Annotated in this window: 24 protein-coding genes; all 24 read left to right on the top strand. The window is 65.4% G+C overall.

What is annotated here, in order from left to right; translation table 11 throughout:
• The first annotated feature begins 14 nt into the window (after window positions 1–14).
• Window positions 15–2,294 (top strand): helicase-related protein, encoded by a 2,280-nt coding sequence (locus tag B2246_RS01685; protein WP_150982051.1) that lies wholly within the window; start codon window positions 15–17, stop codon window positions 2,292–2,294.
• 114 nt (window positions 2,295–2,408) lie between these two features.
• Complete coding sequence (locus B2246_RS01680) at window positions 2,409–2,780, top strand: hypothetical protein (protein ID WP_223505781.1); 372 nt, start codon at window positions 2,409–2,411, stop codon at window positions 2,778–2,780.
• An 18-nt stretch (window positions 2,781–2,798) separates the two neighbouring features.
• Window positions 2,799–2,945 carry a hypothetical protein gene (locus tag B2246_RS01675; protein ID WP_170292634.1) on the top strand — a complete coding sequence of 49 codons (147 nt, stop codon included), beginning with the start codon at window positions 2,799–2,801 and terminating at the stop codon, window positions 2,943–2,945.
• Window positions 2,946–3,185: 240 nt separating this feature from the next.
• Window positions 3,186–3,797, top strand: a complete 612-nt coding sequence (locus B2246_RS01670; RefSeq protein ID WP_150982050.1) for a PilL N-terminal domain-containing protein — start codon at window positions 3,186–3,188, stop codon at window positions 3,795–3,797.
• Window positions 3,794–4,441: a hypothetical protein gene (locus B2246_RS01665; RefSeq protein ID WP_150982049.1), complete on the top strand. Its 648-nt coding sequence runs from the start codon at window positions 3,794–3,796 to the stop codon at window positions 4,439–4,441. The genes B2246_RS01670 and B2246_RS01665 overlap by 4 nt, the downstream gene beginning before the upstream one ends.
• Before the next feature lie 10 nt (window positions 4,442–4,451).
• Entirely contained in the window at window positions 4,452–5,180 is a 729-nt protein-coding gene (locus tag B2246_RS01660; RefSeq protein WP_150982048.1) for a TIGR03759 family integrating conjugative element protein, read from the top strand.
• Window positions 5,165–5,764, top strand: a complete 600-nt coding sequence (locus B2246_RS01655) for a transglycosylase SLT domain-containing protein (protein ID WP_150982047.1) — start codon at window positions 5,165–5,167, stop codon at window positions 5,762–5,764. Before B2246_RS01660 ends, B2246_RS01655 begins: the two co-directional genes overlap by 16 nt.
• The gene (locus tag B2246_RS01650; protein WP_150982046.1) at window positions 5,761–6,294 is read left to right on the top strand and encodes an integrating conjugative element protein; all 534 of its coding nucleotides are present in this window, start codon (window positions 5,761–5,763) and stop codon (window positions 6,292–6,294) included. Before B2246_RS01655 ends, B2246_RS01650 begins: the two co-directional genes overlap by 4 nt.
• A gap of 12 nt (window positions 6,295–6,306) precedes the next feature.
• Entirely contained in the window at window positions 6,307–8,469 is a 2,163-nt protein-coding gene (traD, locus tag B2246_RS01645; protein WP_150982045.1) for a type IV conjugative transfer system coupling protein TraD, read from the top strand.
• Window positions 8,466–9,215: a TIGR03747 family integrating conjugative element membrane protein gene (locus B2246_RS01640; protein WP_150982044.1), complete on the top strand. Its 750-nt coding sequence runs from the start codon at window positions 8,466–8,468 to the stop codon at window positions 9,213–9,215. The genes traD and B2246_RS01640 overlap by 4 nt, the downstream gene beginning before the upstream one ends.
• Before the next feature lie 152 nt (window positions 9,216–9,367).
• A complete protein-coding gene (locus B2246_RS01635) occupies window positions 9,368–9,733 on the top strand; it encodes an RAQPRD family integrative conjugative element protein (RefSeq protein WP_150982043.1) in 366 nt (121 codons plus the stop codon).
• A complete protein-coding gene (locus B2246_RS01630) occupies window positions 9,730–9,969 on the top strand; it encodes a TIGR03758 family integrating conjugative element protein (RefSeq protein WP_150982042.1) in 240 nt (79 codons plus the stop codon). The genes B2246_RS01635 and B2246_RS01630 overlap by 4 nt, the downstream gene beginning before the upstream one ends.
• Window positions 9,970–9,991: 22 nt before the next feature.
• Complete coding sequence (locus B2246_RS01625; RefSeq protein WP_150982041.1) at window positions 9,992–10,360, top strand: TIGR03745 family integrating conjugative element membrane protein; 369 nt, start codon at window positions 9,992–9,994, stop codon at window positions 10,358–10,360.
• A 12-nt stretch (window positions 10,361–10,372) separates the two neighbouring features.
• The gene (locus B2246_RS01620; RefSeq protein WP_150982040.1) at window positions 10,373–10,798 is read left to right on the top strand and encodes a TIGR03750 family conjugal transfer protein; all 426 of its coding nucleotides are present in this window, start codon (window positions 10,373–10,375) and stop codon (window positions 10,796–10,798) included.
• On the top strand, window positions 10,795–11,529 hold the full coding sequence (locus B2246_RS01615; RefSeq protein ID WP_286881754.1) for a PFL_4703 family integrating conjugative element protein: 735 nt from the start codon (window positions 10,795–10,797) through the stop codon (window positions 11,527–11,529). The genes B2246_RS01620 and B2246_RS01615 overlap by 4 nt, the downstream gene beginning before the upstream one ends.
• Window positions 11,526–12,446 (top strand): TIGR03749 family integrating conjugative element protein, encoded by a 921-nt coding sequence (locus tag B2246_RS01610; RefSeq protein ID WP_150982038.1) that lies wholly within the window; start codon window positions 11,526–11,528, stop codon window positions 12,444–12,446. The genes B2246_RS01615 and B2246_RS01610 overlap by 4 nt, the downstream gene beginning before the upstream one ends.
• On the top strand, window positions 12,436–13,887 hold the full coding sequence (locus tag B2246_RS01605) for a TIGR03752 family integrating conjugative element protein (RefSeq protein ID WP_150982037.1): 1,452 nt from the start codon (window positions 12,436–12,438) through the stop codon (window positions 13,885–13,887). The genes B2246_RS01610 and B2246_RS01605 overlap by 11 nt, the downstream gene beginning before the upstream one ends.
• Window positions 13,868–14,311, top strand: a complete 444-nt coding sequence (locus B2246_RS01600) for a TIGR03751 family conjugal transfer lipoprotein (RefSeq protein WP_150982036.1) — start codon at window positions 13,868–13,870, stop codon at window positions 14,309–14,311. The genes B2246_RS01605 and B2246_RS01600 overlap by 20 nt, the downstream gene beginning before the upstream one ends.
• Window positions 14,311–17,190, top strand: a complete 2,880-nt coding sequence (locus B2246_RS01595; protein ID WP_150982035.1) for a conjugative transfer ATPase — start codon at window positions 14,311–14,313, stop codon at window positions 17,188–17,190. The genes B2246_RS01600 and B2246_RS01595 overlap by 1 nt, the downstream gene beginning before the upstream one ends.
• A 12-nt stretch (window positions 17,191–17,202) precedes the next feature.
• Entirely contained in the window at window positions 17,203–17,928 is a 726-nt protein-coding gene (locus tag B2246_RS01590; RefSeq protein WP_150982034.1) for a thioredoxin domain-containing protein, read from the top strand.
• Window positions 17,929–18,018: 90 nt separating this feature from the next.
• Window positions 18,019–18,462: a TIGR03757 family integrating conjugative element protein gene (locus tag B2246_RS01585; RefSeq protein ID WP_150982069.1), complete on the top strand. Its 444-nt coding sequence runs from the start codon at window positions 18,019–18,021 to the stop codon at window positions 18,460–18,462.
• Window positions 18,459–19,409, top strand: coding sequence for a TIGR03756 family integrating conjugative element protein (locus B2246_RS01580; protein ID WP_175994345.1), 951 nt, complete (start codon window positions 18,459–18,461; stop codon window positions 19,407–19,409). Before B2246_RS01585 ends, B2246_RS01580 begins: the two co-directional genes overlap by 4 nt.
• Window positions 19,410–19,419: 10 nt before the next feature.
• Window positions 19,420–20,832 carry an integrating conjugative element protein gene (locus tag B2246_RS01575; protein WP_150982032.1) on the top strand — a complete coding sequence of 471 codons (1,413 nt, stop codon included), beginning with the start codon at window positions 19,420–19,422 and terminating at the stop codon, window positions 20,830–20,832.
• The gene (locus B2246_RS01570) at window positions 20,829–21,182 is read left to right on the top strand and encodes a hypothetical protein (RefSeq protein WP_150982031.1); all 354 of its coding nucleotides are present in this window, start codon (window positions 20,829–20,831) and stop codon (window positions 21,180–21,182) included. The genes B2246_RS01575 and B2246_RS01570 overlap by 4 nt, the downstream gene beginning before the upstream one ends.
• Window positions 21,183–21,189: the final 7 nt, after the last annotated feature.

The raw sequence follows: 21,189 nt of genomic DNA, 5'->3' as shown, positions 1-21,189 counted from the left end.
TCTGGAGCATCACCATGTCCCTTGATCTCGAAACCGCCGCCGCCCAGACCTCGCCCGTGCAGGGCGAACTGCTCGACGCAGAACCTTCTCCGCTCACCCTGAGCCTTCAGGACTTCGTTGCCGAGTTCGGCGACGAACTGCTCGATTCCCTCAACCGCGCCAACCCGCCGGTCTACTCCGGCACACCGCAGGCGCACCGCCAGCTCATCGTCGCCAGCCTCAAGCGCAAGCTGTTCCCGGCACAGGCCGAGGTAGTCCATGCCGCCGCCGAACTGCTGATCGATCGTGGCGAACGCGCTGCGGTCGTCAACGGCGAGATGGGCTGCGGCAAAACCACCGTCGGCATCGCCACCGCCGCCGTCCTCAACGCCGAAGGTTACCGCCGCACGCTGGTCCTCTCGCCACCGCACCTGGTCTACAAGTGGCGGCGCGAGATCCAGGAGACGGTGGCTGGCGCCAAGGTCTGGGTGCTCAATGGCCCGGACACGCTGGTCAAGCTCATCAAGCTGCGCGAGCAGCTCGGTGTGCAGCCGTCCGGTCAGGAGTTCTTCGTCCTGGGCCGCGTGCGGATGCGGATGGGTTTCCACTGGAAACCCGTCTTCACCCGGCGGCGCACCCGGCACGGCGACGTGGGCATGTGCCCGGACTGCGGGCACGTCATCACCGACCTCGACGGCGAGCCGGTCAACCCGATCGAACTCGAAGCCGAGGAATACCGCCGCAAGTGCAGCCATTGCGCCGCACCGCTGTGGACGCTGATCCGTCCGAGGGGCTTGTCCGCCAGTGACCAGTCCTCCGCTGTGCTCAAGGCGCTCAAGCGTATCCCGACCATCGGGGAAGTCACCGCACAGAAGCTGATGCAGAAGTTCGGCGATGCGTTCCTGGCGTCGATGCTCGGCGACAACATCCACGAGTTCATCAATTTGATGGATGGCGATGGCGAGCTGGTTTTCTCCGACCGTCAGGCCACGCGCATGGAACGGGCGATGGCGAACATGGAGTTCGGCTTTGGCGAGGGTGGCTATCAACCCTCGGAGTTCATCAAACGCTACCTGCCGCAAGGCACGTTCGACCTGCTCATCGCCGACGAGGCGCACGAGTACAAGAACGGTGGCAGCGCCCAAGGGCAGGCCATGGGCGTGTTGGCGGCGAAGTCGCGCAAGACGTTGCTGCTCACCGGCACGCTGATGGGCGGCTACGGCGACGACCTGTTCTATCTGCTGTTCCGCGCCTTGCCTGGGCGGATGATCGAAGACGGCTACCGCCCGACCAGGAACGGCAGCATGACGTCAGCAGCCATGGCGTTCATGCGCGATCACGGTGTCCTCAAGGACATCTATTCCGAGAGTACCGGCACCGCGCACAAGACAGCCAAGGGCACCAAAGTATCGGTGCGCACAGTCAAGGCGCCGGGCTTTGGCCCGAAAGGGGTGCTGCGCTGCATCCTGCCGTTCACGATCTTCCTCAAGCTCAAGGACATCGGCGGCAACGTCCTGCCGCCGTATGACGAGGAGTTCCGCGAGGTGGCGATGGATCCGGCGCAAGCCGCGGCCTACCGCGACCTGTCCGGGCGGCTGACGGCCGAGTTGCGTCAGGCTTTGGCGAAACGCGACACGACGCTGCTCGGGGTGGTCCTCAACGTGCTGCTGGCCTGGCCGGATACGTGCTTCCGGTCGGAAACAGTGGTGCATCCGCGCACGCGCAACACCCTGGCGTATGTCCCGGCTCAGTTCAACGAGCTGGAAGTGATGCCCAAGGAACGCGAGCTGATCGAAGTCTGCAAGCAGGAGAAGGCCGAAGGTCGAAAAACCTTGGTGTATTCGGTCTACACCGGCACGCGCGACACGACTTCACGCCTGAAGATGCTGCTGGAGCAGGAAGGCTTCAAGGTGGCGGTGCTGCGCGCGAGCGTGGATGCCTCCCGCCGCGAGGACTGGATCGCCGAGCAGTTGGATCGCGGCATCGATGTGCTCATCACCAACCCGGAGCTGGTCAAGACGGGGCTGGACCTGTTGGAGTTCCCGACGATCGTGTTCATGCAGTCGGGCTACAACGTCTATTCGCTTCAGCAGGCGGCCCGCCGCTCGTGGCGCATCGGGCAGAAGCAGCCCGTGCGTGTGATCTACCTCGGCTACGCGGCAACGTCGCAGATGACCTGCCTCACGCTCATGGCCAAGAAGATCATGGTCTCGCAATCCACCTCTGGCGACGTGCCGGAATCCGGGCTCGACGTCCTGAACCAGGACGACGATTCCGTCGAAGTGGCGTTGGCCCGCCAGTTGGTCACTGCCTGATCGTCAAACCCATCGTGGCGGCCCTACGGTCGCCGCATTTTTCCTCACCTCACCGATGCGTCCATGCCCCTCGCGGGCATGGCGTCATCGCTTTGTTCTCCCAAGGAGCATTCCATGAACCACAACACCCAACCGGCTACCGATACCGTCAAAGTTCGTCTAACGCTAGACGTGGCCTATCTCCTCAACGGCGAGCCTTCGACCGAAATGGTCGAGCGTCTCCAGCAGATGTGCGAACACGCCATCGGCAACGGCCTGCTGACCGGCGAGACCGCAGCGGAAGTGGACGAGTACACGATCGACGTGTCCGTTCCGCCAGCCCCGCTATCCGAAGCCGAGATCGCCGACTTCATGCGCCTGCGCATCGAGGACGGCAACCTCGCTGCCGAGGACATTCCCACGCGCTTGGCGCGCTACGGCCTGATGGCACCCGACGATTTCGTTTCCGAGATGCGCGAGCGCATGGAAACGACGTTGGATGACTGAGTACAAGGAATTGATCCCATGAAGACCTTTCACATCGCGGTCGCCTGCCGCAACGCATCGGGCATGCCCGACATGCCGATTTTCACCGTCACCGTGACTGACGAGGAATACGACCTCGGCATCCACTACGACAAGGCGCAAGCGCTGGCCGAAGATGCCGGTTAAGAGGAACCCTTCCTCTGCTACGACGACACCGAACAGCCGGTTCTCCTGGCGGCAGTCCGCACGCTGGGTCTGGTACCTGGTGCGGCTTGATCCCAACCTCTACATCTACCTGTTGTACCTGCACGGCCCTTCGGGGCCGTTCTTTTTTGTGAAATCCGACGCTGCGCAGTTCGCTTTGTTTGCTGCCGCGTGAAGCCTGCGCGGCGATGGTGAGGACTCGATGCTTCAGGACGCCGCGCCATGTGCCCCGACCACCCCTTGTTTCGCCATTCCGACCGAGGCCCGCTCCCGGCGCTTCTCGGCCTGCTCTGGTCGCTATTGGCCGGCGGCTGCGCGACGGTGACGCCACCGCAAGCACCGCCGGAACCGCCTGCCGCTGCCGTAGCCGAACCGCCTCCTGAGTTCGTTCCAGTGACCCGCTACGGCCGTTACACCTTGGTCGAGTTGGTACCCGAACTGGCGCAGCGCGACCTGATGCAACAGGTGGTGGAAATTTCCATTCCGTCCGGTTCCGACGCGACCGTCGGCGATGCACTGCGCTACGTGCTCCTGCGCTCAGGTTACCGGCTCTGCGATACCGCGGATGCCAGCACGCTCTACGCCTTGCCGCTGCCCGCCGCGCATTTGCATCTTGGCCCGCTGGCCTTACGTGATGCGTTATTGACGCTCGCCGGCTCCGATGCCTGGGAGCTGTCCATCGACGATGCCGCCCGGCAAGTGTGCTTCGCCCGGCAAACGCCGCCGGTGCTGTCGACCACTCCCGCGACCGAAGCCGTGACCGCGCCGGTTTCGCCCCCTGCCGACACCCGAACCGATCCCCTCGATGCCCTCCAACCGTGGGAGCAGCCATGACCTTTCCGCAAATCCCTGAAGCAGGTCGCCGCACCCGCTGGCTCAAGATCGCCGCCGGCATCTGGCTCCTGCTCATCAGTCTAATCGCCATCGTCCACAGCGTCGGACTCTCCCGCCTGACCGAACAGGGCCGCCGTGACACACAGGCCACGCAGATCAAGGCACTTGCCGGGCAGATAGCAGAACTGGCCCAGCAAGCTGAGGCCGACAAACACCAGCCCAAGCCCGTGAGCCAGGCCGATTTCGCAGCGAGCCGCCAGGTACTCGAAACCCGGCTCGCCAGCGTTGAACAGGCACAAGCCGATGCTGCGCATGCCAGTGACCTGCAAGCCTTGCAGGAGCGCGTCGACACCGTCGAGGCTCGCCAGCAAGAACTCAAGTCAGCGACGCCTACCGTGCGTCGATCACGAGCGCCGGTAGCAACCCAACCCAAGGTGCAGACGCCACCGTTTCGGATTGTCGGCCTGGAACTGCGCGGTGGCGAACGCTTCCTGTCGATCGCGTCACCGGCCACGACCTCGCTCGCCAACGTCCGTCTGCTGCGCGAAGGCGACAGCGATGGCGACTGGCAGCTCCAATCCATCGACGCCCATGCTGCTCTGTTTCTGGTGAAGGGTCAGCCGCAGCGCGTGGCGCTACCGTAGGACGGCCAAGATGCGACAGTCTGCCATCGCCGCCTGCCTGCTCTGCGCGCTGGGTTTGGCGTCCTTGCACGCTCGCGCGCAGTCGGCCTCGACGGCGACCTCCCGCACGAACCTCAGCCAGACGCAGACCAACGCGGATGCCGCGCTCGACGAGCGCCAGGCGCACGACTGGGGCCTGCGTGCCGAGGAATGGGCGCGCTACCGCCAGTTGATGCAAGGTCCGCTGGGGATTTACGCACCGAAACTCGATCCGCTGAGCGCGCTTGGTATCGAGGCACGCAACGACGAGGAGCGCAACCACTACGCGGAGTTGCAGGTTCAGGCCGAAGCCCGGCGCGTGGACAAGACGCTGGCCTACCAGCGTGCCTACGATGCCGCCTGGCAACGACTCTTTCCCGGCCAGCCGCGCGTGAGTCTGCCCGACACCCAGACGCCCAGCGTCGGCAACACGGGGTCTGGCCGGACGGCGGTGTTCATCAAGGCCGACTGCACGCCCTGCGAACAGCGCGTGCGGCAACTCCAGGCCGCCGGTACGCCTTTTGACCTCTACATGGTCGGCAGCCGCGGAGACGACACCCTGATCCGCCAGTGGGCGACGCAGGCCGGCATCGACCCGGCCCGCGTGCGCGCCCACACGATCACGCTCAACCACGACGGCGGACGTTGGCTTTCGCTGGGCCTTCCCGGTGAACTGCCGGCCGTGGTGCGCGAGGTGAACGGGCAATGGCAGCGCCAGTAACGCGGCAATCCCGCCCGCTACGCGCCGCCTTCGGCATGGCGTGGCTGCTCGGCGCCGCCATCCCGGCGCTGGTCGTCCAGGCGCAGGAACTTCCGCCTCCGGCCTATCAGCTCGCCGCGCAACAGGCCGGCGTGCCGTCGCCGGTACTGTACGCGGTCGCCTTGCAAGAGAGCGGCGCGAAGCTGCGAGGCCGGCTGATCCCTTGGCCGTGGACGCTCAACGTCGCCGGTCAGGCCGAACGCTACGCCACGCGCATCGAAGCCTGCGCAGGCCTGAGCCGTGCCTTAGCTCGCGCACCCGCCAGTCGTATCGACGCGGGCCTCGGCCAGGTCAACCTCGGCTACCAGGCACATCGCTATGGCACACCCTGCGAACTGCTCGATCCCTACCGGAACCTGGCGATTGCCGCCGACATCCTGCACGAGCAGCACCTGCCGGGCGAAGACTGGCTGCTCGCCATCGGCCGCTACCACCGTCCCGCCGGTGGCGAAGCGGCAGCCCGCTACCGGCGCAGCGTCCATCAGCATCTGACGCGCGTGCTCGGCCCCGGCGTTCCTCTTCCCTCCGTGGACACGACACCATGAGCCGGATTGCCTTTCTCGCCCTCGGATTGCTTGCGGCAACGACCGTCCACGCGCAGACCACCAGCGCGCCGCTGATCGTGGTCGATGACCGCGGCGGGGTCTCTGCGCTGCCGTACTACCAGGCGCTCAATCCCCAGGATGCTGGCTCCGACGCACCGCCCGCGTCGGCCCTGGCTCCCCATATCGGCAATCCGACCGATGCCGAAGCGGCCATGCTGCCGGTGCGCTCCGCACGGCTGTCGCCGGGTGACGAACCGCGCAGGGTAATCCGCGCACCGGGCCTGACGCCGCTCTTTCTGGTCGGAGACGACGATCGCTCGCGTGCCTGGCTACGGCAGCGGCAAAGGGCATTGCGCGACCTTCAGGCCGTGGGGCTGGTGGTCAATGTGGCCTCGCCCGAAGCGCTGGCGTCGCTACGGCGTCTCGCGCCAGGCTTGATGCTGTCGCCGGTGTCGGGGGACGATTTGGCCGGACGGCTGGGTATCCGCCACTACCCGGTGCTGATTACCGCCACCGGCATTGAGCCCTGACGTGCGTCCGCGATGGCCCAGCCCCATACCATCGAGGTACTGCTGCGGCCAGCGGTGGAGCTATACACCGTTGCCGTGTGCACGGGCGCCGCGCTTCTGTGCGTGGTGGCACCGTGGTCGCTCGCGCTGAGTCCGCTGCTGGGTCTGGCCAGTGCACTCGCCTTCCTGGTCTTCGGCGCGACCCGGCTGTGGGATGCCTGGGTCATCCTGCGCTATCGCCGCAACATCCGCCGCCTGCCGCGCTACGTGATGACCAGCCGCGACGTGCCCGTCAGCCAGCAGCGGCTGTTCGTCGGCCGCGGGTTCCGCTGGGACCAGCGGCACACACACCGGCTGATGCAGACCTACCGGCCCGAGTTCCGGCGCTACGTGGAGCCGACCATGATCTACCGGGTCGCACGGCGCCTGGAGGAAAGGCTGGAGTTCGCGCCGTTTCCGCTCTCCCGGCTTACCAAGGCGTTGACGTGGGACAGCCCGTTGAACCCCGCGCGGCCGCTGCCGCCGGTCGGCGGTCTGCCGCGGTTGCACGGCATTGAACCGCGCGAGGTCGACGTCACGTTGCCGCTGGGTGAACGTGTCGGTCATACCCTGGTGCTGGGCACCACCCGCGTCGGCAAGACCCGGCTCGCAGAGCTGTTCATCACTCAGGACATCCGGCGACGCAATGCAGCCGGTGAGCACGAAGTCGTCATCGTCTTCGACCCTAAGGGCGACGCCGATCTCTTGAAACGGATGTACGTCGAGGCCAAGCGCGCAGGACGTGAAGGCGAGTTTTACGTGTTCCACCTGGGTTGGCCGGACATCAGCGCCCGCTATAACGCCGTGGGTCGCTTCGGCCGCATCAGCGAGGTGGCTACGCGCATCGCCGGCCAGCTTTCCGGCGAAGGCAACAGCGCCGCGTTCCGCGAGTTTGCATGGCGGTTCGTCAATATCATCGCCCGAGCGCTCGTGGAGTTGGGGCAGCGTCCCGACTACCTGCTGATCCAGCGCCACGTCATCAACATCGATGCTCTGTTCATCGAATACGCGCAGCACTACTTCGCCACGCATGAGCCGAAAGCCTGGGAAATCATCGTCCAGCTCGAAGCGAAGCTCAACGACAAGAACATCCCCCGCAACATGATCGGACGCGAGAAGCGCGTCATTGCCCTGGAGCAGTACCTGTCGCAGGTACGCGTCTATGACCCGGTGCTCGACGGCCTGCGTAGCGCCGTGCGCTACGACCGTACCTACTTCGACAAGATCGTCGCGTCGCTGCTCCCTCTCCTGGAAAAGCTCACCACTGGCAAGATCGCGCAACTGCTGGCACCGAACTACTCGGACCTGGGCGATCCGCGACCGATCTTCGACTGGATGCAGATCATCCGCAAACGCGCGGTGGTCTATGTTGGTCTGGATGCACTGTCTGACGCCGAAGTGGCCTCGGCTGTCGGCAACTCCATGTTCTCGGATCTCGTCTCGGTCGCTGGACACATCTACAAGTTCGGCATTGACGATGGGTTGCCCGGCGCCGCGTCAGGCGTGAAGGTGCCGATCAACGTGCATGCCGACGAGTTCAACGAACTCATGGGCGACGAGTTCATCCCGATGGTCAATAAAGGCGGCGGTGCCGGTGTGCAGGTAACGGCCTATACGCAAACGCTTTCCGACATCGAAGCGCGCATCGGCAACCGCGCCAAGGCGGGCCAGGTCGTCGGAAACTTCAACAACCTCTTCATGCTGCGGGTGCGCGAAACGGCAACCGCCGAACTGCTGACGCGCCAGTTACCTAAAGTCGATGTGTACGCAACCTCGCTGGTGAGTGGCGCGACCGACAGTTCCGACCCGCGCGGCAACACGGCATTCACGTCGAATACCCAGGACCGCATCAGCAGCGCCAGCGTGCCATTGATCGAACCGGCGCACATCGTCGCACTGCCCAAGGGGCAATGCTTTGCGCTAATCGAAGGCGGCAACCTCTGGAAAGTGCGTATGCCGCTACCTGCACCCGATCCAGACGAGGTGATGCCGAAGGATTTGCAGGAATTGGCCGGCTACATGCGACAGCACTATGTCGAGGCCGTCGACTGGTGGGAAAATCAGGGCTTACCCGGTTTGCAGGAAAGCGCATTGCCGGACGATCTGCTGGGCGATTTCAAGCAGTTGGCGACTGTCGCCGATGAGGCGGAATCGTGAGCGACCCGGCCGTCGCGGCAAAGCGCGCGCAGCAGCAACAGCAAGGAGCCGTTGCCAGCCTCATCACGCTACCGTTTCGTTTGTTCGGCGTGCTGTGCGGGTCGCTGTTGCTTTGCATCCTGATCGAGTGCGTCGGCATGCACTTCTTCTGGCCGCAGGAGGGTTGGCATCACGCCCAGGCGATGCTCAATCAAGAGCTGGATCAGTTCTCGGCCAACTTCACACGCAGCGCGCTGGTGCAGGAACCTGGACGCACCGCGCACGTGCTGATCGAGCACGCCTACGACTGGCTGTTCGTGAAAAGTGGCCTGCTGGAATGGATACGCAATGCCTCGGCGCAGGCGAGCGCCGGCACCCGCAATCAAGCACATGACTTCCGCTATTACATGGCGCTCGTCTACGTGCATGTGGAAGCCTATCTGATCGCGTCCGTCTACACGGTGCTGACCTTCCTGGTGCGGTTCTTCGTGCTGATGCTGACGCTGCCGCTTTTCCTGCTCGCCGCCTTCGTCGGGTTCGTGGACGGCCTCGCGCGCCGGGACGTGCGCCGCTTCGGTGCTGGCCGGGAGTCCGGCTTCATTTACCACCGCGCCAAAGCGAGCCTGATGCCGCTGGCAGTGCTGCCGTGGGTGGTGTATCTGGCGCTGCCGGTCAGCGTGCATCCGCTGCTGATCCTCCTGCCCGCCGCCGCGCTGCTGGGGATCGCCACCGACATCGCAGCAGCAACCTTCAAGAAGTACCTTTGATGGAGCGCATCTCAGAAAGCCAAGATACTCAAGACGAGGGCTATTGAATACAGCCGTGACTAAAGCGGTGGCGATCTAGTCCCGATTGTTTACGGCGCGGGTTTCCGCGCCACCTCAGCATCGTGCCATCCGCATCCCCGGAGCACGGCACGATGGCTTCCCTTTCCAGCTACCCACCGACCTGGCGCCACGCCTTCGCCGCGGTGCTGCTCGTCGTTTCGGGACTGCCACCGGCTGTCGCCGCAGACGATGCGACCGAGCGCGAGCAGCTCGCCGCGCTCGCGCGCCAGCTCGAACTGGTTAACCGGCTCGCCGAGCACGCGGCCGATGTGTCGCCCCAGGAGCGGGCCCGCTACCACTTCGACTATGCACGTCTGCGTGAGGACGTGAAGCGGGTCCGCGCCGGCGTGCAGGATTACCTCGTTCCCCAGCGCGCCCAGCCGCGCGATCCCGTGCCTCTCGCGGGCGACTACGTGCGCGGTAGTGCCGACGACGGTAAGGAGGCGTCGAAGCCATGACGCCTTCCGCCGATCAAGTCACCGCCTTTCAGGCCAACGGCGGTTTCACTCCCGCGGCTGTCTCCACGGTCGTGCTCAGCATCGTGTTCGCCGTGCTCCTGCTGTGGGGCGTTTGGGCCATGCGAACCGCCTACGTCGGCTGGGCCGAGCAACGCCTCTCCCAACGTCAGTTCCTCGGTGTCGTCGTGCGATTTCTCGCGATGTACGTGGTGCTGACCTTCTTCCTCCTGTCCTGATTCCTCGAAAGGCCGTACTGCCATGAGCACTCATCTCACTCTCCATCGCACCGCCACGCGCGTCATCGCGCCATTCGTCCCGCTGATCTTCGCCGCCATGCCGCTGTCGGCGTTTCCAGCCGGCCTGCCGACCATGGAAGATCCCTCGCGCGGCCAGGGCAGCGGCATCATCCAGACGCTCCAGAACTACGGCTACGACATCGTGATGCTGATCGCGCTGCTCGTCGTCGCCTCGATGTTCATCGGCGTCTGCTACCACGCCTACACCCGCTATTCGGAAATCCACACCGGCCGCGCCACCTGGGGACAGTTCGGCCTGACGGTGGCCGTGGGCGCCATCTTGCTCGTGGTCGGCATCTGGCTGCTGACCAAGGCCACCGGTGTTCTGTAAGGACGGCGACTCATGGCCGCCGCATCGGAAAGCCTGCAAGACGGGCTCGTCATTTTCCTGCCGCACCGGCTGAACCGCCAGCCGGTGGTCGTGCGCGGGCTGACCGCCGACGAGCTGTGGATCTGCACCGGCCTGTCGGCTGCGGCCGGACTGGCGCTCGGCCTGCCGCTGGCCTGGGTCACGCGCAGCATCGCCATGGTGCCGACGTTGATCGTGGCCGGCATCGCGCTGGGCGTCTTTGCCGGTGGCGGCTTTCTGCGGCGGCAGAAACGAGGCCGGCCCGATACCTGGCTCTACCGCCAGCTTCAGTGGTGGCTCGCCTTGCGCTACCCAGCGTTGGCGGCGCTGATGGGCGGACGAACCCTCATCACCCGCTCGGGCTGCTGGACCACCCGGCGCTTGGCCAGTGCACGCTCTTCCGCCCGGAGTGCTTCATGAGCCGCTTCCGCAACGAGATCGAATACCTGCAGGCGCATGTCAAGACGCTGCGGCTTGCGGCCGGCGCGCTGTTTGTGGTGGCGCTGCTGCTCGCCTTCGGCTGGTGGAGTGCCCCGAAAAATCTCACGATTCACGTCCCGCCCGACCTGCGCTCGGGCAGCGTGCGCCGCTGGTGGGATGTGCCTCCCGAGAGCGTGTATGCCTTCAGTTTCTACATCTGGCAACAACTTCAGCGCTGGCCCACGGATGGCGAGGCAGACTATCCGCGCAACCTGAACGCGCTGTCGGCTTATCTCACGCCGGGTTGCCGCGCCTTCCTGCAACAGGATTACGAATACCGGCGCAGCAACGGCGAACTGCGTCAGCGTGTGCGTGGCATCTACGAGATTCCCGGCCGAGGCTATGGCGACGACCCGGCCACGCGCGTCAAGGTCATCTCCAACAACGACTGGATCGTGACGCTCGACGTGACTGCGGACGAGTATTACGGCGGCGACCAGGTCAAGCGTGCGCTCGTGCGCTATCCGTTGAAGGTCGTGCGCATGGACATCGATCCTGAGCACAACCCGTTCGGCCTCGCGCTCGACTGCTACGCGGGCATGCCGCAGCGCATCGAAGCCGCGCCGGCTCCAACCCCGGCCAGCACGCCCATCAGTGGGCCGCTCGCCACGCCTGCTAGCTCGCCGGTCACCACCACTACGGCGGACCACCCACAGGGAGACACCCCATGAAGCGCCTTGTCCTGTCGGCCCTGGCCGGCGTCGCCCTGAGCCTGGGGCTTGCCTCCATTGGCCATGCTGTCGAAATCCTGCACTGGGCACGCCTGCCGTTAGCCGTACCGCTCGTCGTCGGTCAGGAGCGCGTGGTGTTCATCGACCGCAACGTGCGCGTTGGCGTGACACCGGACATCGCCGACCACCTGCGCGTACAAAGCGCGGGCGGTGCGATCTATCTGCGCGCGAGCGACGCAATCGCGCCGACCCGGTTGCAGTTGCAGGACGTGGAATCCGGCGCGCTGATCCTGATCGACATTGCCGCCACGCCGGCAAAAGACAGCCAAACTCCGCTGGAGCCGGTGCGCATCGTAGAAGACGAAGCCCCCACGACGCGGTACGGCAGCAAGGTCACGACGCCAGCAGACGATGCCGACGATAGCTCTGGCACGTCCGGCAAGCCCGTCGCCACGCGCGAGACGCCGATTCCCGTCGTGCTGACACGCTACGCCGCGCAGAACCTCTACGCGCCGTTGCGCACGGTGGAGCCGATCGCCGGCATCGGACGGGCCAACCTGCGCCGCGGCCTTGCCCTGGACACCTTGCTGCCGACGCTGCCCGTGCGAGCGCGCGCGCTCGGCGCGTGGCGGCTCGAAGACCAGTGGGTGACGGCGGTGCAACTCACCAATACCGCCGGTCGCTGGCTCGACCTCGATCCGCGCGCGCTTCAGGGCGACTTCGTGGCGGCGACGTTCCAGCACCCGACCCTGGGACCAGCGGGGCAATCCACCGATACCACCGTGCTCTATCTGGTTACCCGCAGCCACGGCCTGGCCGAGTCGCTACTGCCGGCGGTCGCGCCCATCGACCCCATGGTGAACCTGCCGCCCGCGGCGGCGGCCGGCCAGGCCGAAGGAGGTCGCGATGAAAAGTAACGGCCTGCTCAAGTGGCTGATGATCCCAATGGCGCTGGTCATCGTGCTCGTCGGCATCAAGCTCTTTTCCGGTAGTTCGGGCACCAAGTCTTCGTCACCGACGGCGGCCAGCCAGCTCACACCCGAAGAAATGAAGGCGCTGGGGATCGAGGGCGACACGCCACGCGATACTGTCGCCACGCTGGTCGCGCAGGTCAAGCAACTGCGCAACGAATTGCAGACCTCGCTCAACGACAACAAGAACGCCAAGACCGAAAACGACCGCTTGCGCGCCCGCGAGAGCGCGATCGACCAGCGCATCCAGAGTGCGCTCGACGGCGAGCGTAGCCGTCTGCAACAGGACCGCGATCAGGTCTCCAGCGACCGTCAGCAGACACAGGGCCTGTTGCAGGACGTGCAGAAGCGCCTGGACGGTCTCACCGGCAAGGGCAATCAGGCCGATCTACCGGTCGGCCTTGGACTTCAGGACGGCGACGGCAAGAACTTCAGTGCCAGCTCTGGCGGCACGCGCTGGGTGGAGCCCGACGATACCAAGCCCGACACGAAGAACGGCAACAACGGCAAGGGGCCGAGCTTTCCGACCAGTTTCGGTCCCGCGCAGAAGACGCTCGACAACGCGGCGGACACGGTGGCCGATGCCGGGGATAAGGCCGTTGGCAGGCCCGCGAAGCCGGTCTACACCGTACCAACGAACGCCACGCTGATGGGCTCGGTCGCCATGACCGCGCTAATCGGCCGCGTGCCGATCGACGGAACCGTCAACGACCCGTATCCGTTCAAGGTGCTGATCGGCCCGGACAACCTCACGGCAAACGGCATCGACATTCCCGATGTGGCCGGCGCCGTGGTCAGCGGCACCGCCTCGGGCGACTGGACGCTCTCGTGCGTGCGCGGACAGATTCGCTCGGTCACTTTCGTGTTCCAGGACGGCACGATCCGCACCGTACCAGAGGACTCGGGCAACGCCAACGGCAACACCAGCAACAGCAGCAGCCAGAACGGCAGCACCAACACCATTCAGGGCGCCCTCGGCTGGATCAGCGACCCCTACGGTATTCCGTGCGTGTCCGGCGAGCGGCGCAGCAATGCCGAGCAGTACCTCGGTTCGCAGGCGCTCATCACCGCCGCTGGCGCGGGCGCGGCAGCGCTCATCCCCAAGGGCGACAACAACTACTCCTTCGTCAGCGGCGGCAACGGCCAGACGCTCGGCACCGTGGGTATCTCGGGCAACGAGGCAATGGGCCGCATCCTCGCCGGTGGCGTGGAGCAGATGTCGCAGTGGGTCAACAAGCTCTACGGCCAGGCGTTCGCCGCGATCTACGTGCAGCCCGGCGCCAAGGTCGCCGTGCATCTCGACCATCCTCTCAACATCGACTACGACCCCAAGGGTCGTCGGGTCAACCATCGTATCGGAGAAGCCCATGCGCCGGATCTGGACTGATGCCGCGACCGGCCTGCTGGCCGTCGCAATGCTGATCGCGCTTGGTGGCTGCGCGACCAGCAAGGAGAAGCTGCTGCCGCACGGCGACAGCACGATGCTCGATGTGTGGAACCAGGAGACCGGCGGCAGCGCGGGCGGCGGCCAGGCCGCACGCCAGTTGCTCGATGCGCGCCAGGGGCTACGCCGCCCGCTGACCGACGCCGACGTGCAGAACGCACCCGCCGCCAATGCGGCCTACACGCGCAACGCTACCAACGAAATCTACCGCCAGTTTCATCGGCTGCCGAACCCCGACCTCATGATGTACGTGTTCCCGCACCTGGCTGGCACCGACCCGGTGCCGGTGCCCGGCTACACGACTGTCTTTCCGCTGTATCAGCGCGTGCAGTACGCGATGCCGGGCGAACGGCTGGAGGACTACTGATGCGGTGGTCGCTGCCCTGGCCGCGCAAGACCGTCCCGCGCGCCGGCACCGTGGCCGGCGTGCCGGATGCGTGGGAGCGGCACGTTGCCACGCTGAACGCGCATGGGATTCCCGCGCCTGGCGAGGCCTTGCGTCGTGGCAAGCGCAAGCCGGCGACCCAGGCCGACGTCGAGGCGCTCTACGACGTTGCGCCGTCGTTCGTCGATCTATTGCCTTGGGCCGAATACCTGCCCGGCTCGAAGAGCATGCTGCTGGACGACGGGCAATCCGTCGCCGCTTTTTTCGAGCTGCTGCCGATCGGCACTGAGGGCCGCGAGATGACCTGGCTGTGGCGGGCCCGCGACGCGGTGGAAAACGCCTTGCAGGACTCGTTTGACGAGTTCGACGAGCATCCGTGGGTGGTGCAGTTCTACGCACAGGACGAACCGGACTTCAATGATTATCTGGGCACGTTGCAGACCTATCTGCGACCCCGCGCGCAGGACAGCGCTTTCAGCGCGTTTTACCTTCGGTTCTTCGCGCATCACCTGCGCGCGATCGCCAAGCCCGGCGGTCTGTTCGAGGACACGACCGTCACGCGCCTGCCGTGGCGCGGCCAGGTGCAGCGCGTGCGCATGGTTGTTTACCGGCGCACGCCCACAGTTGCCAACGCCCGTCGAGGCCAGACGCCCGAGCAGGCACTCACTACCATCTGCGACCGGCTCATGGGCGGTCTAGCGAATGCAGGGGTGAAGGCCAGGCACCTTGACGCAGCCGCCATCCACGCCTGGCTGCTGCGCTGGTTCAATCCGGCACCGACGCTGCTCGGCGACACGCCAGAGGATCGGGAGCGTTTCTACGCGCTCACCCGCTACCCGGACGAACACGAGGATGGCGAAATCGAGCTGGCCAGCGGCACCGACTTCGCGCAGCGGCTGTTCTTCGGCCAGCCGCACTCGGACCTGCCAAACGGCACCTGGCTCTTCGACGGCATGCCGCATCGGGTCATCTCGATGGATCGGCTGCGCACGCCACCGGCGACCGGCCATCTGACCGGCGAGACGCGCAAGGGCGACGCGCTCAATGCGCTGATGGACCAGATGCCCGAGGACACGGTGCTGTGCCTGACGCTCGTCGCCACGCCGCAGGATGTGCTCGAAGCCCATCTCAACCACCTGAGCAAGAAGTCGGTCGGCGAAACGCTCGCGTCCGAGCAGACCCGGCAGGACGTGCAACAGGTCCGCAGCCTGATCGGCAGCGCCCACAAACTGTACCGTGGTGCGGTAGCGTTCTACCTGCGTGGGCGCGACATGGACGAACTCGATGCACGCGGTCTGCAACTGGTCAACGTCATGCTCAACGCAGGCGTGCAGCCGGTGCGCGAGGAAGACGAAGTCGCGCCGCTCAATAGCTATCTGCGCTGGTTGCCTGCGGTATTCGATCCGTCCGCCGACAAGCGCCAGTGGTACACGCAACTCATGTTCGCACAGCATGCGGCGAACCTTGCACCCGTTTGGGGCCGCAGCCAAGGCACGGGCCATCCGGGGATCACCTTTTTCAACCGCGGCGGCGGCCCCATCACGTTCGATCCGCTGAACCGTCTCGACCGGCAAATGAACGCGCACTTGTTCCTGTTCGGGCCGACCGGCTCCGGCAAGAGCGCCACACTCAACAACATCCTGAACCAGATTACCGCGATCTATCGTCCCCGCCTTTTCATCGTAGAGGCCGGCAACTCGTTCGGCTTATTCGGCGACTTCGCGGCGCGGTTGGGTCTGTCGGTGCACCGGGTCAAGCTCGCACCCGGCTCCGGCGTGAGCCTCGCACCGTTTGCCGATGCGTGGCGCCTTGTCGCCACGCCGAGCCAGGTGCAGACGCTCGATGCCGATGCGCTGGACGAGGCACAGGAGGCCGATGCCACGACCGAAGGCGACGAACAGCGCGACGTGCTCGGTGAACTGGAGATCACTGCGCGGATGATGATTACTGGCGGCGAGGACAAGGAAGAAGCGCGGATGACGCGCGCCGACCGCAGCCTGATCCGCCAGTGCATCCTCGACGCCGCGCAGCGTTGCGTAGCCGATCAGCGCCCAGTGCTCACGCGCGACGTGTGCGACGCGCTGCGCGAGCGAGGCAACGACGCGACGCTGCCGGAAATGCGGCGCACCCGCCTGCTGGAAATGGCCGACGCGATGAACCTGTTCTGCCAGGGCGTCGACGGCGAGATGTTCGATCGGCCCGGCACGCCGTGGCCGGAAGCCGACATCACGGTCGTCGATCTGGCGACCTTCGCGCGAGAGGGCTACAACGCGCAGCTTTCCATCGCGTACATCAGCCTCATCAACACGGTGAACAACATCGCCGAGCGCGACCAGTTCCTCGGCCGGCCGATCATCAACGTCACCGACGAAGGGCACATCATCACCAAGAATCCGCTACTCGCGCCATACGTGGTCAAGATCACGAAGATGTGGCGAAAGCTCGGCGCGTGGTTCTGGCTGGCTACGCAGAATCTGGACGACTTGCCGAAGGCGGCCGAGCCGATGCTCAACATGATCGAGTGGTGGATCTGCCTATCGATGCCCCCGGACGAAGTCGAGAAGATCGCACGCTTCCGCGAACTGAATCCGTCGCAGAAGGCGCTGATGCTGTCGGCCCGCAAGGAGGCCGGCAAGTTCAGCGAGGGCGTGATCCTGTCCAAGTCAATGGAGGTCTTGTTCCGCGCCGTGCCGCCGAGCCTCTACCTCGCAATGGCGATGACCGAACCGGAGGAGAAGGCCGAGCGTTTCGAGTTGATGCAACAGTACGGCATCAGCGAACTGGATGCGGCAGTCAGGGTGGCCGAGAAGATCGACCGCGCGCGGGGTATTGCCTCGCTCCCCCGCGATGCGTTGGCTTGAAAGGAGAACACCATGCGCAAGCACTCGTTCGTGCCATTTGGTCCGCGTGTTCTGGCCGGCTTGGCCGTGGTTGTTCTGTTGGGTACCACCGGCTGGTGGGCAGCTCACCACACGACGACGCGTGAGGCGGCATCGAGCACCACACCTCTATCGGCCGCGTCGACCGATACGCAGTCCCCAGCTCCCGCTGGGCCGCCATGGGTCTATGGTCGTGCCGATGCCCGCTTTACGGTGGTCGAATTCGCTGATCTGGAGTGCCCGTACTGCCGGGCCTACTTCCCGGTGCTCAAAGGCTGGATCGACGCCCATCCCGAAGTGAACTGGCAGTGGCGGCACCTGCCGCTGACGATGCACGATCCTGTGGCTACAGCCGAGGCGCGGATCGCGGAATGTGCGGGCGAGATCGGCGGGCATGACGCCTTCTGGAAAGCCGTGGCGTGGATTTACACGCACACCCGCGGCGACGGCCAGGGCCTGCCGCCCGATGTGCCTTACCCCGACCTCACGCCCGATGTGCAGCGCTGCCTCGGCAGCGACCGTCCCGACTCTGCCATTCGGGATCAAGCTGCCGAGGCAGCGAAGCTCGGCATCAAGGCCACGCCAACCCTGCAAGTGCGCGATCGCCAGTCCGGCAAGACGATTCTGCTGCCCGGTCCCGTCGAGGGGGATGCCTTACTGTCGGCGATCGACTGGATTGCCAGTGGTCACGACACCAGCGCGACGGCATCACCGCCTTGAATGCGGCAATCCCGCTATTCGGTTTCTTGCTGGAGAGCCAAGCAACCCTGCGATTGACTTGAGCCTGTCGTCCCTCCATCGCGTGCCATGATGCCTTCGTTCTCATTCCTGTCATCCCTACATCCGGCCAGCGCGCTTTGCAGCGCGATCGGGCTGTGCGCGGCGCTAGTGTTCTCATCCGCGCAAGCCGCTGACGTCATCGCCTTCACCGACACGCAGCATCCAGTGAGCAACGCGAACGGCATTCGTGTGGTGCTGCTCGATGCACCAGCCAACCTGGAGGCCGCACTCGGCGCACAGCTTCCGGCTGATCCCGCGCAAGCCGAAGCCATCGTCCGGCAACGTCTCGCTCAAGGCGGTGCAGGTTTGCAGCGGCAACTTGCCGATGCCTATCAGGGGATCGCCGACGCTTGGGGGCTGGGCGTCGCCAAGGTTCCTGCCGTCGTGGTCGATCACCGCTATGTGGTCTATGGCGAGCCCGACGTCACCCGTGCGGTCGACCGCATTCATGTCTACCGGAGTACCCAACCATGAGCGGTGGACTGTTTGCCCCGACCCACCGAATGCGGGCCGTCATTGCGGCCTTGCTGCTGGGCGCCGCCGGTTCGACGTTCGCGGTGAACACCGCGACCATCATCGCCTCGGTGCTGTCGCCGGACTGCCTGCAATACCGCGTCGTCGGCATCTGCTACTGGCTTAGCTGTGGCTTGGGCGGTTGCACGGTCCTTACCTCGGTCAAGGTGCGGCATTACATCCCGGATGCTGTGGTGTCGAGCTACTCGAACACAGGCGAGAATCCGTGGATCGAAATGCGGCCCATGAGCCTGCCCAACCCGACCGCCCAAGCCGGTGGTGATGGCACGACCAACCAAGGCAGCGAAAACAACCTTGCCAAGTTCAAGAATGCCGACGTGATCGGTCATCCGGCCGCTGCGGTCTTCGCCCGGTACGCCAGCCAGTTCGGTTATACCTGCACCGGCGCTGGCACTGCCTTCATGCCGTATCTGCTGAGCACACTCGATACGGTGGCTTGGCGCTACGACGTGCCCGAGGCAGTCTACCCCGAGGCGCTGATTCCCGGCATGCGCGAGATCGGTGGTCGCCTAACGATGAATCTGTGGGGCACCGTCTATCCGCGCGGCGGACTGCTGCACCAGACCGACGACTACAAGAGTGGTGCCGTCATCGCGCAGCGCGCGGGCGACGTGGTGACGCGCAGCGGCCAGATCCACGTCTACCAGCCGCTGCTTGCCAGCGCGCACGACGGCTACTGGCCGGCTGGCGCACTGATCGAAAGTGACGCCTCGACGGGAAAGTGGCAGGAACTGACGCCGACGCTCTCGACCACCTGCGCCGTGTTCCCCAACAGCAACGTGCATGTGCAAACCACGCAGGGCGACTACGCCTGGGCGCTGTGGCGTCCGTATGCCTGCTGCCAGCGTCGTGGTCAGACGTTCCTGGGCAGCACCGATTTCATGTGAGGGCCTGTCGATGAACATGCGCATGACGAATCTTGCCTGCCGCGCGAGGCTCTACCTCTGGCGGAGCTTGCTCGCAGTCGCCGGATCGGTGCTGGTGACAAGCGTGGTCTGGGCGCAGCAAACCCGCATTGACAGCAACGGCGCCAGCGTCAACGGCAGCGTGATCGGCGACGACGTGCTCTACAGCGTCGGCGGCGGCCGCGCCGTGTCCATGGGCGGTGCGGGAAATATGCAGAGTCTCGGCGTGGGACTGGGCTGGAACAGCAACCTAATCTGCGGCGACATGAACCTGTCGACCACGCTGCAAAACCAGCTCAACGGCGTCACCAACGGTTTCCAGACGATCATGAGCAGCGTCATCCAGAACGCCACCAGCGCGGTGGCGTCGCTGCCCGCGCTCATCATCCAGCGCGCCGATCCGGGCCTCTACAACCTGCTGACCAACGGTATCCTGCAGGCACGGCTGGATTTCGACCGCAGCAAGATGACCTGCCGCGCCATCGCCAACCGCATGGCAGACATGGCCGGCGGCCAGGCGAGCTGGGACCAGCTCGCCGAAGGCATGGCGCTCAAACAAGCAGTCGGCAGCGCCGATGCCGTCTCCGCAGTCGAACAGGCCGAGACCAGCAAGGGCAACAACGGCGTGCCGTGGGTCGGCGGCAGCAATGCCGGAGGCAGCGGCCAGCGTTCGATCAAGGTCGTCAGTGACGTCACGCGCGCCGGTTACAACCTGCTCAACGGGCGCAGCGCTACCGATACTTCCTCGATCGACACCACGACCTGCGGTAACCGGCTGACCTGCCAGACCTGGTCGTCGCCGCAGGCAGCCTCCGATTGGGCGACGCGCGTGCTCGGCGAGCGCGAACAGCAGACCTGCGAAAGCTGCACGAAAACGCAGACCACGCCGGGCGTGGGGCTGACGCCGCTGATCCAGGAAGAGTACGACACCAAGCTCAAGGCGCTGCAAGACCTGGTTACCGGGGCCGAGCCGACGACGCCGGCCAACCTCGACGCGGCAAGCAGCAACTCGCTGCCGGTCACGCGCGGCGTGATCGAGGCGCTACGCGACGAACCGGATCAGGACATGCTCGGTAAGCGCCTGGCCTCCGAAGTGGCGCTGTCGAGTGTGCTGGAGAAGGCTCTACTGTTGCAGCGCACGCTGCTTACCGGCGCGAAGGAACCGAACGTGGCTGCCAACGATCTGGCGGTGAAGGCAGTAGATTCGGAGAACACCACGTTGGAACAGGAGATCAACAACCTGAAGACGGAGCTGGAGCTGCGGAGGGAACTGGCGGCCAATTCGGCCATGACCCTGATCGGTCGCCACAACACGCGCTCCGACGGTTCGCGCTCGATCTTCCAGGGCGATACGACGCCCGACCGCCTGAACCAGATTCAGAAGCCCCGGAGCGGCACGCCATGACGCGCACGCACGGATGGCGGTTCGGCTGGCTGTTCAACCGCCGGAGCGGATTGGCGGTGCTCTGGAGCGCGCTGGTCATCAGTGCGGCCGTGCTGGTCAATCTGGCCGGCATCCGCATCGTCGGCGGCGTCGACGGCTGGGAGCACTGGCTGGGCACGCATGCCGTCGTCTTTCTGGCCTGGCGACTGTGCCTGTACGCGGGCACAGCCTGGGGCTGGTGGTGGATGCGTCGACGGGTTCAACAGCGCGAAGCCACCAGCGAGACGCGCCAGCGCTTCCTGCGCATTGAGGTCGCCGCCGTGGCGGCCATCGTGCTCATGGAAGGCAGCGCCTGGCTGCAACACGGCTAGGAGGAGG

This window comes from Cupriavidus sp. UBA2010 (assembly GCF_002335265.1).
GTDB lineage: Bacteria > Pseudomonadota > Gammaproteobacteria > Burkholderiales > Burkholderiaceae > Cupriavidus > Cupriavidus metallidurans.
The sequence above is the reverse complement of the archived record's forward strand: the minus strand, read 5'-3'. Positions and strand labels throughout refer to the sequence as shown.